The sequence below is a fragment of the Methylibium sp. T29 genome, assembly GCF_000576205.1.
GTDB lineage: Bacteria > Pseudomonadota > Gammaproteobacteria > Burkholderiales > Burkholderiaceae_C > Methylibium > Methylibium petroleiphilum.
This window is the reverse complement of record NZ_AZND01000088.1, coordinates 1-13868: the sequence shown is the minus strand read 5'-3', so window position 1 is coordinate 13868 and position 13868 is coordinate 1. Positions and strand designations below refer to the sequence as shown.

Genomic DNA, 13868 nt, shown 5'->3' with positions numbered 1-13868 from the left:
AGTGCGCTTGTTCAGCCGCGCCGCCCTCACGCGCGCCGCGGTGCGGCCGGCGGCAACGCGTGCATCGGCTCGTCGGTGGACCACACCCAGCCACCGCCCGCAGCGCGCAGCGTGGCGGCCTTGGCCTCACGCTCGCGTGGGGTCATGAAGGGGCTGTACACGTGCAGCGGCAGCGGCACGGCGCCCGTGTCCAGCAGCAGCGCATTGGCGAACGCGGCTGCGCAGCGCGCGTCGTAACGCAGCGGCTTGACGAAGTACCGCCCCGCATCGACGAGCGCCTGCAGCAACGGCAGTTCATGCACGCCCTCGACCGGGATCCACTGATCGCTGGCCAGCAGCAGGGTCGCAGTGTCGATCTCGTACGTGTGCTCGCGCCGCGCGCGGATCAAGGCCGTGATCACCGCGCGCACACGCTGACCATGGTCAGCGTCACGGGCTTCGAGCACTGCCGCATAGGTCCTCGCGATCCGTTCCCAGGTCTTGGCCGACGCCAGCAGCGGCGCGTCGGGCATGTGTTTCAGCCAGATCCGGTAGCCGCCCGGGAAGGCCTCGGCCGCCTTGAACTCGGCCAGCGCCACGGCCAGTGGCGCCACGCCATCGTGCGGCCGCAACACACCCAGGCGTTCTCGGCGGCGCCGCGCCGCTTCCGCGTGCGTCGCTTCGTTGAACTGCTCCGGCACGTACAGGCGCTCGCCAAGCACGACACCCTTCGCCCGCACCTGCTCGGCGGCGCGCTGCAGGTACTTGTGCAGCACACCCTGCGATCGTTTACCGGACATCGCCGGCGACCAGCGGTTGAAGCCCGCGCGCTCGAACAGAAAGTGCGTCAGCGCGCGCAGGCTCATGCGGCGCCGCGGCGCCTCGATCTCGCCCGGGTCATCGTCCGTCCGTCGGCCCAGAGCCTTGCCGCCGGCCTGGCGGCTCCACGCGAAGTCGACCCGCAATTCCACGGCCCCCTCGGACTCGCGCACTGCGTCGCCCACCAGTTCGCCCAGCCCTGACTGCTGTGGCGACGGCTCGAACGACGGGCAGGCCGGGTGGTGCTGGCTGCCAGTCTCCGGCATGCGCTTGGCCAGGTAGCGGCGGTGAAAGGCGACATACATTTCGACGCCGCCCGGCACGCACAGACAGCGCGGTCGCTCGGGTGTTTCGTAGACGGCGGCCAACGCATCCTGGAGCGCGGGCTGGTCAGGCTCCAGGATGCGGCCGCGGATTGAGAGTCGCTGCGTATCCACCGCCGCATCGTTGACCACCATCAACGCGCGGCACAAGCCGAAACGGGCTTGCTGCCGGAGCGGTATCGCCAATACGTCGGAGACCAGGAGGCGCCCCGAGGGAATGGGGCCTCGAAGTTCAGCCGACGGCCCGCCCCGGAGTGGCACTGCGGCGCACAGGAAGGCGGTGGTTTGAACGATCTGTGGCGCCCGCCCGCGCGCGATCTTGGAGGCGACTCTGGCGGTGCGGATCACCATCAGGACACCGGTCAGACAGCTGGTCCGGGCCTGGATCCGCAGGCTCGAATGGGCTTCGATAATGTTTATGTCAACTCAAGTGGATGCGTCCGGCTGCCCGGTGCGCGGCAAGCGCCTCTTTGTCGGAAATCACTAGATTTCCGGAAACCCTCGCACCAAAGACCCGGAACCAACGGCATGGACGCCCCGACTGTCGAACGCTTCAGGAGACTTTCTGATCACTGTCGAACGGTTCCAGCTCTGTGGCGCGAGAAAATGGCCAGTACGACGGTTCCGGACCTTTAGTGATCACCTGGCCGACGAGTCCAGGACTTAGTGCGGTCAGCTCATCGGTCATCGCCACGACTTCGCGCACCGCGTCGCAATTGACAGCTTCGGCGAAATGCCGCGGCACCGCCATACAGTGGCTGGAGGCTCCGATGTAAATGCCCACCGCGTTGGGGCGTTGGGGAACACCTCGTCTTCGCTTGCGCATTGCCATGCCGTACATCACCATTATTGATGAACGGCAGCGCCATGCAAGGCGTCGATCTTGACTCGCTCTTAAACCGGATAAACCGGATGCGGCTTGCGCCGCTCACCACAGTCGCCGACGACCTGCGGACCATGCTCAGAGACGGGTTCGCGCCACGGCGTCAGATAGCGCTGCGGGCTCGCACCAACGACGTGTCCGTCAAATTCTAGTTTAGTCAGCTGTAGCTGTAGAAACCCTGTCGGCTCTTTCGCCCAAGACGTCCGGCAGCAACCATCTCCTTCAGCAGGGGAGCTGGCCGGTACTTGGGGTCGCAGAATTCATCGTGGAGTACAAGCATGATCGACAGAAGCGTGTCGAGGCCGATCATGTCGGCCAGAGCCAAAGGGCCAATCGGGTGGTTGCATCCCAAGTGCATGCCGGCGTCTATGTCCTCTGCTGTCGCAAGACCCTCCTGCAACACGAAGATTGCTTCATTGATCATCGGGCACAGGATGCGGTTGACAACGAAGCCCGGGCTGTTGCGGACCGTGATGGGCGACTTGCCGACGGTCTTCGCGAAGGCCATCGTTGCCGAGTAAGTCGCATCTGAAGTCTGTACTCCGCGAATCACCTCCAGCAGCGACATGACCGGAACAGGATTGAAGAAGTGGATGCCGATGAAGCGATCCGGCGCGTCCAACACGGCAGCCAGCTGTGTGATAGAGATCGACGAGGTATTCGTCGCGACCACGGTCTCTCGGCCGACGCTGGCGCCGACTTGGCGCAGGACCTTCAACTTCAGCTCTAGATTTTCCGTCGCTGCCTCGATCACCATGTCGACCGACCGAAGGGTGGCGTAGTCCAGGCCAGTGGTGATCCTGGCCGTTGCAGCATCGCATTCAGCGGCGGTCAGTTTCTCTTTCGCCACCATGCGATCGAGATTGCGTTTGATGGTGTCCATGCCGCGCTTGAGTGCCGTGTCATTGACGTCGAGCATCGTCACGTTCAGGCCGGCAACGGCGCATATCTGTGCAATGCCGTTGCCCATGGTGCCCGCGCCGACGACGCCGATCGAACTGGGAGAGATTGCCATTCGAGTGATCAGGAGTTAAGAGAATGCAAGTTGTCTTTAGTCGCGGCGAGTCAGCGGCTTCGATCCCACTGCTCGTCAACGCCGCCCGCAAGGCGGTTCAAGAGGCGCGCCAGCACGAACAACAGGTCCGAGAGCCGGTTGAGGTACTGAAGGACGGCCGCATTGACAGTGTTCGCTTCGGCCAGCACGACGACCGAGCGCTCGGCGCGCCGACAGACAGTTCGCGCTACATGGGCTTGAGCGGCCGCCAAGGAGCCACCGGGAAGAATGAACTCCTCCAGTCGTGGCAGCTTCGCATTGGCCTTCTTCAGCCAATCGTCCAGGGCTGCGACACGCTCGGCCTTCAACAGCGTGTAGCCGGGGATGCTTAGTTCGCCCCCAAGGTCGAACAGATCCTGCTGGACGCTGCGAAGGAGCACGGGTGTCTGAAGATCCTCATCACCGTTGATGCCGATGGCCAGGAGCATCCCAATTGTGGAATTCAGCTCGTCGACATCGCCCATGGCCATGACGCGCGACGCCGTCTTGCTCAGTCGGCTGCCATCGCCCAGTCCCGTGGTTCCGTTGTCTCCGGTGCGGGTGACGATGCTGGTCAGTCGTTTTCCCATGTTGTCTCGCAATACCGGCCCGACGCCACTTTCAAACAAGTACGGCACGCAGCGCGACCGCATATCCCGCATACACAGTCGCGATGTTCAGGATGGCCGCGCGCTTGGCCACGTTCATCTCACCAATGGGTCGTGCCGGGTCACCGCCCCAGACGAGCCCACCGGTCAAGTGTTGCCCTGGCTCCGTGACGCAGCCGCCCGCCACGAACGTGTCATCGTCGATGGTGGTGCCAGGCGCAATGCGACTGCTGATGCCGACAAGGCATCGGGCGCCGACGCTGCAATCCGCTAGCCGGACGTTGTGCCCGATGGTGGTTTTTTCGCCCAAGACCATTCCGCCTGAACCGGCCCGGAGCACTGAGTTGTCCTGCACGTTGCAGAGCCTACCGATCGAGATGGTTCCCTCTCGCCCGTCGAGGCGGCATCCGAACCAAACGCTGGCGCCATCGGCCAAGTCTACGCTGCCGTCGAGATCGCACGTGCCGGCGACGAATGCATTGGATGCAACGCTTGTAGTCACTGCCCGACACGTCCACTCGGCATGCGCCGCTAGATTGCGGGCTCGCTGCAGTTCAGCCCGGGCCTGCCGTTCGTGCGAGTTCAATGCCCTCACCGGAGCGGCCGGTCGGCCGGTGTACAGCATGCCGGGCTCCAGCGTGCTTCGCGGATAGACGATGCTGCCCGCCTCGATGACGCATTCGGCGCCCACCACCGCGCCGTCGAGGATGACGGCGTCCCGTTCCACGACGACGTCGTTCCCCACGGTGCAGGCGTGTACGACTGCGTTGGCCCCGACGCAAACCCGATGGCCGATCAATGTGGGATACAGCTCATGCGCGATGTGAACCGTTGCACCCCGGCCCATGTGCAGCCCGTCGCCGATTTGCACGAAATGGCCGTCTGCGCGAATCACCGAGCCCGCGCCAAGCCACGCCCCTGCGCCAAGCGTCACCCGACCAACGATGACGTGCCCGGGCAGCGCCGCCGCGGGAGCGGACGCCAATGCGGGATGAGTTCCCTTGTAGGGAATCAAATTCAGCGCAGTAGACATTTCAGCTGCCCGAAGCGGCCTCACCTGCGCGCCAGCGACGCTCCGCCTCGTCCCAGGCGGCCAGCGCCTGTAGGTCCGGCACCCAGGCGAGCCCGGACTTGGCGTCCGACGACATGGGCTCACCGCTGACAAGCACATCCAACAAGGCAGGCGTCCCGCCTTTGAGGGCTGCCAGTGCACGCGCCAGCGCCTTTGGCAGGTCCTCGGCCTTCTCCACGCGCTCGCCATGCGCACCGAATGCGCGTGCCATCGCTGCGTGGTCGGCGTGCTGCAGGCGCGTTCCCACCACCTTGCCATGCGTAGTCGTCTGGTCGTGCACCTCGATCTGCCAGGCGCCGTTGTTGGCCACGACCACGAGCACCGGAACGGCATGGCGCGCAGCGGTGTCGATTTCCATGGCATTGAAGCCGAAGGCACCGTCACCGGTCAGTACAGCCACCGTGCGTTGCGGGCAGGCCAGCGCCGCTCCAATGCCAAAGGGCGTGCCAACACCGATGCAACCCAAGGGACCGGGGTCCAGGTAGGTGTCGCACCGAATGCCGACACGCGTGAAGGCAAGGAAATCGCCGCCGTCGGCCACGACGACCGCGTCGTCGCCGATCGCCCGCTGCACTTCAGCCAGCAAGCGGTTGGGATGCATGCGGCCATCTGCTCCATCGGCCGCCGCCGCCATGCCGGATGCGAGCTTGGCGGATCTCGTGGCATGCCCGGTACAGAGTCGATCGCGCCAGGCGCGATCCACTGATGACCCTCGGCCCTGGCCAGCGGCGACCAGTGCTCGCAGTGCCCGCCGTGGCGACGCGAGCACTTCCGCGTTGCCGCGGCGGTTGTCACGCAATTCCTCCGCGTTGTCCGCAATCCGGACCCAGCGCGCGCTGCCGAAAACGGCTGGTGACCCGTAAGCCACCTGGAAGTCCAACTTTCGGCCGATCGTGATGACCAGGTCCGCGTCACCCATGGCCGTACCGCGCATCGCGTTCACGAGCGCCGGATGATCGTCGCGAAGGACCCCCTTGCATTCCCCGGTGTCGAGAAACACGGCTCCAGTAGCGGCAAGGAACTCGTCCAGTTCGGCCCTCGCACCACGCGCGCCGCGGCCGCCAATGACCAGGGGTCGACGGGCTTGCCAGATGAGGTCGGCCGCCTGAGCGACGGCAGACGGATCTGCCTGAATCTCGACGCCTCGGCGCACTGGTGCATGTTCCTCCCTCTGTACGGGCGCAGGAACATCGGCACGCAAGGTGTCCGTCGGGAAATCGAGGAAAGCCGGGCCGGGTTCGCCGCCAGATTCCCCTTGAGCCAGTGCCCAGGCCTCGTCCAGTGCCCGCGGCACCTGCGCTGGATCCTGGACGGTGCAGGCGAAGCGCGTCACGCCCTTCACCATGCTGACGTGATCCATATCCTGTAGGGCACCGCGGTTTAGCTGCGGCCGAGGAGGTACGCCCGAAAGGACCAACACTGGCGCCCGCGACACATGCGCATTGGCGATACCGGTAATCGCGTTGGTGACCCCGGGCCCGGCCGTAACGAGGGCGACCCCGGGTTTGCCGCTGAGCTGACCGTAGGCGTGCGCCATGTAGACCGCGGCACGCTCATCACGCACGTCGATGATGCGGATGCCTTCGGCGTCCAGACGCATCCAGATCGGCATGATGTGCCCGCCGCACAGGCCAAACACCCGGTCGACGCCTCGTGCCTTGAGCTTGCGTGCAATGACGGCAGCAGCAGAGTTCTCGCCAATTGGCGGTGGGTTCATGGCATTGGTCCTGCTTGGCTGGGTCGTCAGGCTTGGTTGCCCGTACCGCCTGGACCGCGCCTCGCCAACACTTCCGTCTGGGCGCGCCTGTTCACCGTACGCGCCAGCGCCTGAAGCAGATCCGCCAGTCGATTGACGTAGGGGAGGCGAATCGAATTCCCGGCTGCACCGGGGTCGTCATCGACGAGACTTAGAAGTTGGCGTTCCAATGTTCGACACGTCGCTCGTGCCTTGAAGCAGAGAGCAGCGGCCATCGTCCCGCGAGGCAGCACCACGCCGACGGTTTCCGGCAGTTCCGCGGCCCAGCGATCGAGTTCGTTGTCGATTCTTCGCAAAGCCGCGGCCATCAAGACCGCGCTTCCAGGGTCGGAAAGCTCAAGCGACAAGGTCACGAGTTCTTCCTGGGTCTCCGCCAGAACCGCCCGCAGGTCCGACCCGCAGTCCGAGGCAATCGCCATGCCGATCATGCTGTTCAGCTCATCGACGATGCCGATGGCTTCGATGTACGGACTGTTCTTGGCGACCCGGGTACCGCGCGCCAATGACGTCATTCCGTCGTCAGGATGACTGATCCATGCGCCCATGTTGTTGACCATGCCTTGTGCTCCTGTGAAGTGCGCTCCGGCCTCAGTCCGTCCAGCCCAGGTGACGGAGCACGCGCTGCAGTGCCTCGCTCGGCAGGCGTCCGGCGACCTGCCGACAGTAACCCTCGTAGGGGACACACCTTGCAGCGTCAATTCTGTGCAGCGTCAGGTATCGATGCAGGGCCAGCTTGTCATGGCCCTTTCGAACACTATCGGCCAGTAGCCGCTCAGCCGCTGGCGCGCTCGATTCCTTGCGCACGGCTGATTTCAGCCGGCGCACCTCGGTTCGCGATAGCGAGCTGATTTCAGGCATGGCGAGGATATGCTCAAAAACCGGTGTCTCTCGGTACGTGCCCCAAAGGCCCTTCAGCTTCTCGACGATGTCTCCCATCGTGGCGCCAGCCTTCACCAGCTCGATGGTCAGCGGCATCATGTTCTGACTCTCGTCCTTGGCGACCTCGACGAGCTGATTGAGCATAGTCTGTACCTTGGCCTCGTCGCGCTCCGCACGCACGCGCTTCGTTCGCGCGACCTGGCGCTCGGCAGTCGTGTGGTCGTATGGGTGGATCTCGATCTTGACGTTGCTTTCGTCTTCGACGAAGCGGTTGACGCCGATCACCGGCTTCTCGCCCGACTGCTTGCGCAGCGCGGTTTCGTAAGCGAAGTCGGCAATCTGCTTCTGGAACCAGCCCTGCTCGATCAGCTTGATCGCGCCGCCACGCTCGTCCACTTCCTTGAGGATCTCGAAGATCTTCTTCTCGTACTCGGTGGTCAGCGCCTCGACATAGTAGCTGCCGCCCAGCGGATCGATCACCTGCGTGACGTTGGTCTCCTCGGCAATGACCTGCTGCGTGCGCAGCGCCATCTTCATTGCGTCCTCGGTGGGGATCGCGAAGGCCTCGTCGTAGCCGTTGGTGTGCAGGCTCTGCGCGCCACCAAGCACTGCCGACAGCGCCTGCAACGAAGTGCGGATGACGTTGACCATGTACTGCGGTTTGGTCAGCGTCGCGGCGGCCGTCTGGCAGTGGAAGCGCAGCCGCATCGATTCCGGGTTCTTCGCGCCGAAGCGCTCCTTCATGATCTTGGCGTAGCAGCGGCGCAGCGCGCGGAATTTGGCGACCTCCTCGAAGAAGTCGCCCTGGCTGACGAAGAAGAACGCGAGGCGCGGCGCGAACTCGTCGACGTGCAGGCCGGTCTTGGTCACCTCTTCGACGTAGGTGACCAGGTTCGCCAGCGTGAAGGCAGCTTCCTGCAGCGGCGAGGAGCCTGCTTCGCTGACGTGGTAGCCTGAAATGTTGATCGGGTTGTAGCGCTTCATGTTCTTCGCGCTGTACGTGATGATGTCGCGCACGATGCGCACCGACGGCGCGATCGGGTAGATGTACTCCTTCTGCGCCATGTACTCCTTCAGGATATCGGCCTGCACAGTGCCCGACAGTTTGTTCAAGTTGTAGCCGCGCTTCTCCGCCAGCGCCACGTAGAACGCCAGCATGATCCAAGCGCTCGGATTGATCGTGAACGAGACCGAGATCTTCTCGAGGTCGATTCCGTCGAGCAGCGCTTCCATGTCTGCCAGCGTGTCGATCGCGACGCCCTCGCGGCCGACCTCGCCGTCGCTCATCGGATGGTCGGAGTCGTAGCCCATCAGCGTGGGCATGTCGAAGTCGGTCGAGATGCCGGTTTGGCCCTGGGCGATCAGGTACTTGAACCGCTTGTTGGTGTCCTCGCCGGTGCCGAAGCCGGCAATCTGGCGCATCGTCCAGTTGCGGCTGCGGTACATCGTCGGATACGGGCCGCGGGTGAACGGGTAGCGGCCCGGCAGACCGATGTCCTCCAGCGGCGTGTCGGCGATGTCGGCAGCGACGTAGGTGCGCTGAACCGGGAAGTCGCCGATGGTGTGGAACTGTTCCTTGCGCTCGGGCTGCTTCTTCAGGAACGCGGCGACTTCATTGGATTCCCAGTCCTTGCGTTCCGACTGGAGTTGGGTCTGCTTCTTGGCGTCAAGCCAGGTCATTGGAGTACTCCTTGCGGATCGTTTTGACGATAAGTTCGCGTGCTGCGGCGTAAGGGTCCAAGGCACGTTCGGTGAGGTTGTTGGCGAGGTCGGGCGAAAACTCATGCGCGCCTGAGGCAAAGCGCTCCAGCAGTAACGTTTCGGCCGTCTTGTGCAGCCGGAACTCAGCGACGCGGCGCCGCCGTTCTCGACCGACGTCTGAGTCGGTCATGGCCTTGCGGTGCGCGGCAATGCGAGCCAGCAGGTCCTCAATGCCTTCACCCGTGTACGAGCTGACGCCAACGACGGGGATTGCCCAGGACCGCTTGGACCCGACCACCGCCCCCAGCGTCAGCATCTGCTTGAGGTCGGTGAGCGTGCGGTTGGCGTCGTCCCGGTCGCACTTGCTGACGACGTGGATGTCGGCGATCTCGAGAATCCCGGCCTTGATGGCCTGAATCTCGTCGCCCAGACCGGGGGCCGACACGACGACCGTGGTGTCGGAGGCGTGTGCCACTTCCACTTCGTCCTGACCGACACCCACGGTTTCGAGGATGATCGTCTGGTAGCCCGCGACATCGAGCAAGTCGACCGCATCGAGAGCCGCGCGCGCCATGCCGCCTGTGGCCCCACGGGTGGCCATGCTGCGAATGAACACACCCTGATCGTTGGCCAGCTCGGTCATGCGAATGCGGTCGCCCAGAATCGCACCGCCGGAATACGGGCTCGACGGATCGATTGCGACAATGCCGACCTTCTCACTACGTCGGCGCAGTTCAGCGGTCAGCTTGGCCACCAGCGTGGACTTGCCGCTGCCAGGCACCCCGGTGAGGCCGATGACATGGGCCGACCCAGCCAGCCGATAGACCTCGGCTAATGCCGTCCGCGCCTCGGGTACGCCCGCCTCCGCTCGGGAGATCAAGCGCCCTAGCGCCCAGCCGTTCCCTGCACGAAGCTTCTCGAGCAGGACGGTAGATGGAACGTAAGTCATTCCGAACCGATCCTGTTCAGGCGCCGGCCTGCAGTTGCTGGTTCAGGGCGCGGAACACCTCGCGGTCGTCGATCACTCGACGCGCCTTGAAGTCCGTGCGCGGAATGGAGTTGGGCGCGACCAGTTCCACCTTGGCGCGAACCCCGAGGACGGTCTGCACGCGATGCGACGCTTCCGAGCGGAAGACCTCAAGCGCGGCCGCGCCCGCTGCCTGCACGGCCTCCGTCGGCTCGACGCGCAGGAGCAGTTCGTCCATTGCCGATTCGCGCGTGATCACGATTCGATGCTCGCCGCCGTAGCCCGACATCTGGTTCAGCGCGGCATCGATCTCGCTAGGATAGATGTTCTCACCGCGGATGGTGAACATGTCGTCGATCCGACCGAAGATGCCCTGAGGAAGCCGCGGATAGGTCCGGCCGCACGGGGTCTCGTCGTTCGTCCACAGGGTGAGATCGCCGGACAGCAGCCGGATCATCGGCTGGCTGGTGCGCTCGAGGTGCGTGTACACCGGTGTGCCGCGCTGACCATACTGCACACGACGCATCGTGGCCGGGTCGCAAACCTCGGTGTAGATGATGTCCTGCCAGCACAGCATGCCGTCGTTGCTCTGCTCCGTGCCGGCAACGTTCATGAACGGCGACATTTCGGCCATCGATCCGCAGTCGTAGACCTTGGCTCCGTAGGCTTCCTCGATGCGGTCCTTGACACCCGGCACCGAAGCACCCGGTTCGCCGCTGAAGAAGAGGCACTTGAGGCCGAAGTCACGCGGATTGAGCTTCTCTTCGCGCGCCACCTCCGCCAGGTGGATTGCGTAGCTAGGCGTCCCGTAGAAGGCCGCCGGCTTCATGGTCTGGAGCCAGTGAACCAGTCGGGCGCTCATGCCTGGGGCGCCCGCTCCGAACGGAAATGCCTTGGCGCCCAGGCGCTCGGCACCGGCCAGCGCACCCCAGCTGCCCATGTACAAGCTCAGGACGGCAGCGATGCAGACCATGTCGCCCGGCCGGATGCCCATGCCCCACATGATTCGGGCGTGAGAGTTCGCGATGGCGCGCCAGTCGGCACGACCGATGCCAAACGCTGTCGGCCGGCCGGTGGTGCCGCTGGTGCCGTGCACGTGGAATATCTCGGAGTCCGGCACGCACACGTAGTCGCCGAACGGCGGGTGCGTGGCCTGCGACTCGCGCAGATCAGTCTTCTTCACCACCGGCACGCGCGTCTCGAAGTCCTCGAGTGACTTGAGCTGGCTGGGATGGAAACTGGCTTCCTCCCACTTGCGCCGGTAGAAGGGCGCGTGATTCCAGGCGTACTGGCACACCTGCTGGAGGCGCTCAAGGATCGCCTTGTCACGCTCCCCCGCCGGCATCGTTTCGCGACGGGGGAACCAGTACCGGCTATCGGCGGACGGCAGATAGCTTTCGTCATATGCGACGGGAAATTTCCACTCTTCCATGTCGGGCCTCAGACTTGGGTCTCAGCGGGCGCCGCGAGCGGCGACCAGGGAGCGGATCGAATCGATGATGGCTTGCGGCGGGGTGTCCTGCAGGAGAACTTCTCGCACACCCATCTTGCGAATCTCCACGACGTCCTCATCCGGCATCACGCCACCGGCGATCACGATCAGGTCGCTCGCGCCCTTCTCTTCGAGCAGCTTGAACATCTTTGGGAACACCGTGAGTTGGACGCCGGACAGCAGGCTCACGCCGAGAACGTCGACGTCTTCCTGGATGGCGGTGTTGACGATCTCGTCAGGCGTGCGGTGCAAGCCGGAATAGATGACGTCCATACCGGCATCGCGCAGGGCGCGAGCGACAACCTTGACGCCACGGTCGTGACCATCGAGGCCAACCTTGGCAAGAAGAACGCGGATCGGAGTTTGTTCCATGGCGAGCGGTCGTCCAGTGAAGAAGGATGGAAGTCAATGTCGATGGCATGATACCTTACAGTATGCGACATACGGTATGTGGTGTTTACCCCAAGGAGCGATCGATAATGGGTGTTGTGACAAGCATTGAATCCCTCCAGCGGACGCGGCCTCTCGTCGAGCAGGTCTACGAGAAGATCCTTGACGCAATCTGCGAGGGAACGCTTGCGCCAGGAGCGCCTGTGCGGCAGGACGACCTCGCGGAGTTGCTTCAGGTGTCGCGCCAGCCGGTGCTGACCGCCCTGAGTCAGCTCAAGTTGCAAGGTTTCCTTGTGGAGCGCGGACGTCGCGGTCTCCAGGTGGCGCCCGTCGATCGAGGTCGCTTCGATGCGATCTTCGAGTTGCGTTCAGCGCTCGAGCCCTTGGCGGCTTCCCTGGCCGCCAAGCGAGCAACCAAGGAACAGATTGCGGCCGGCAATGCCATCGTTCAACTCGGCAGGAAGGTTGCCGCCGCCGGCGACGCGCACGCGGCCTTGCTGGCAGACGTCGACTTCCACGAGTGGATCTACGAAGCGAGTGGCAATCCTTTGGTCGTGCAGTCCATGCAGGCCCACTGGCAGCACCTGCGTCGTTCGATGGGCGAGGTGCTGCGGCACCGGGATCTAGCGCGCGAGGTGTGGAACGAACATGCCGCCGTGTTGAACGCGATTTCCCAAGGTGACGCACAGGGTGCGGCGCGCGCCATCAACGACCACGTCACCTCGGCTCATACACGCGTTGGAACACTGTTGAAGGACAAGTCGGGCCTCGCGGACTAGACATCATGGTCGCCCGTGTTGAGCGCCAGAAGGCTCGTCTCCAGAATCGTGGGTTGCGTACCGAGGTGCGCCGAGCCACGTGCGACTGGACGGGCCAGGCGCAACAGAAGGAGACGAGCCATGGACGAGCGTATCAAGTTCTTCGTTGGTTTGGATGTCCACAAAGACAGCATCAGCGTCGCTGCCTGCGACGCGAGCCGGGAGCCGGCGCGGTTCGTAGGAACGTTGGGGCCGGATGTGAACAAGCTGCTGAAGATGCTGGCCAAGGCGGGCGCTCCGGCCGAGGTCTGCGTGTCCTACGAAGCCGGCCCGACGGGCTATGGGCTGTACCGCGAGTTGCGTCGTCGTGGGTACCACTGCGAGATTGTTGCGCCGTCGCTGATCCCGCGCCGAGCCGGCGATCGGATCAAGACCGATCGACGCGACTGCGCACGGCTGGCCGAGCTGTCGCGGTCGGGGGAGCTCAAGTCGATATGGGTTCCCGACGAGGCATATGAAGCCATGCGCGACCTGTGCCGGGCGCGCGAGGACGCTGTGACGGCTCGGCTGAGAGCGCGTCAGCAGCTCAAGGCATTCCTGTTGCGCCACGAGCGTCGCTATCCCGGCAAGACCTCATGGACGAAGAGCCACGCGATCTGGATTGCCGCTCAACGCTTCGAGCACGTTGGCGAGCGCGTTGCTTTGGGCGAGTACCAGCTCGCTGTGCAGGCCGCCGACGAGCGCGTGCAACGGCTGACCGATGCACTGGGTGAAGCCGTCAAGGGCTGGCGCTTCGAAGCGGTCGTGGCGGCGCTGCGTGCCTTGCGCGGCATCGACACCGTCAGCGCGATCGGACTCGTTGCGGAGATCGGCGACATCAATCGCTTTGCAACGGCACGCCAGCTGATGGGCTACCTGGGTCTCGTGCCCTCGGAACACTCCAGCGGCAACAGCGTTCGTCGCGGCTCGATCACCAAGACGGGCAATGCACACGCCAAGCGTCTGCTCACCGAAGCGGCGTGGAACTATCGCTTCCCCGCAAGGCTCAGCACCACGCTGCGCGAGCGAAGTGCCGCGTTGCCCGAGGCGGTGCGAAACCACGCCTGGAAGGCGCAGGTGCGCTTGTGTATGCGGTTCGGCCGACTGTCATCGCGAGGCGTGCAGCCGAATAAAGTCTGCGTAGCCGTGGCACGCGAACTCGCGGGCTT

13 protein-coding genes are annotated in these 13868 nt (G+C 64.3%); 2 read left to right on the top strand and 11 right to left on the bottom strand.

Features of this window, described 5'->3' with window-relative positions:
• Positions 1-26: 26 nt before the first annotated feature.
• The 11 genes from x551_RS11975 to x551_RS11930 all read right to left on the bottom strand — a co-directional run bounded on the left by x551_RS11975 (position 27) and on the right by x551_RS11930 (position 11884).
• On the bottom strand, positions 27-1256 hold the full coding sequence (locus tag x551_RS11975; RefSeq protein WP_081771308.1) for a DUF1173 family protein: 1230 nt from the start codon (positions 1254-1256) through the stop codon (positions 27-29).
• Between the two features lie 418 nt (positions 1257-1674).
• Entirely contained in the window at positions 1675-1962 is a 288-nt protein-coding gene (locus x551_RS25230; protein ID WP_155935836.1) for a hypothetical protein, read from the bottom strand.
• 199 nt (positions 1963-2161) lie between these two features.
• The gene (locus x551_RS11970; RefSeq protein ID WP_197028796.1) at positions 2162-3013 is read right to left on the bottom strand and encodes a 3-hydroxybutyryl-CoA dehydrogenase; all 852 of its coding nucleotides are present in this window, start codon (positions 3011-3013) and stop codon (positions 2162-2164) included.
• Between the two features lie 56 nt (positions 3014-3069).
• Positions 3070-3627 carry a cob(I)yrinic acid a,c-diamide adenosyltransferase gene (locus x551_RS11965; protein ID WP_036233830.1) on the bottom strand — a complete coding sequence of 186 codons (558 nt, stop codon included), beginning with the start codon at positions 3625-3627 and terminating at the stop codon, positions 3070-3072.
• Between the two features lie 31 nt (positions 3628-3658).
• A complete protein-coding gene (locus x551_RS11960) occupies positions 3659-4678 on the bottom strand; it encodes a gamma carbonic anhydrase family protein (protein ID WP_036233825.1) in 1020 nt (339 codons plus the stop codon).
• Between the two features lies 1 nt (position 4679).
• Positions 4680-6434 carry a thiamine pyrophosphate-binding protein gene (locus x551_RS11955; RefSeq protein WP_036233822.1) on the bottom strand — a complete coding sequence of 585 codons (1755 nt, stop codon included), beginning with the start codon at positions 6432-6434 and terminating at the stop codon, positions 4680-4682.
• A gap of 26 nt (positions 6435-6460) precedes the next feature.
• Positions 6461-7030, bottom strand: coding sequence for a cob(I)yrinic acid a,c-diamide adenosyltransferase (locus x551_RS11950; RefSeq protein WP_051511980.1), 570 nt, complete (start codon positions 7028-7030; stop codon positions 6461-6463).
• Positions 7031-7061: 31 nt separating this feature from the next.
• Positions 7062-9032 (bottom strand): methylmalonyl-CoA mutase family protein, encoded by a 1971-nt coding sequence (locus tag x551_RS11945; RefSeq protein ID WP_253950362.1) that lies wholly within the window; start codon positions 9030-9032, stop codon positions 7062-7064.
• Entirely contained in the window at positions 9019-10002 is a 984-nt protein-coding gene (gene meaB / locus x551_RS11940) for a methylmalonyl Co-A mutase-associated GTPase MeaB (RefSeq protein ID WP_036233816.1), read from the bottom strand. Before meaB ends, x551_RS11945 begins: the two co-directional genes overlap by 14 nt.
• A 16-nt stretch (positions 10003-10018) precedes the next feature.
• On the bottom strand, positions 10019-11452 hold the full coding sequence (locus tag x551_RS11935; RefSeq protein WP_036233813.1) for an AMP-binding protein: 1434 nt from the start codon (positions 11450-11452) through the stop codon (positions 10019-10021).
• 21 nt (positions 11453-11473) lie between these two features.
• Positions 11474-11884: a cobalamin B12-binding domain-containing protein gene (locus x551_RS11930; protein ID WP_036233809.1), complete on the bottom strand. Its 411-nt coding sequence runs from the start codon at positions 11882-11884 to the stop codon at positions 11474-11476.
• Between the two features lie 107 nt (positions 11885-11991).
• On the opposite strand from x551_RS11930, the gene x551_RS11925 reads away from it, so the two are divergent.
• On the top strand, positions 11992-12681 hold the full coding sequence (locus tag x551_RS11925; RefSeq protein WP_051495804.1) for a GntR family transcriptional regulator: 690 nt from the start codon (positions 11992-11994) through the stop codon (positions 12679-12681).
• Positions 12682-12801: 120 nt separating this feature from the next.
• Positions 12802-13868, top strand: a 1067-nt coding sequence (locus x551_RS11920) for an IS110 family transposase (protein WP_036233806.1), incomplete at its 3' end; no start/stop codon positions are given.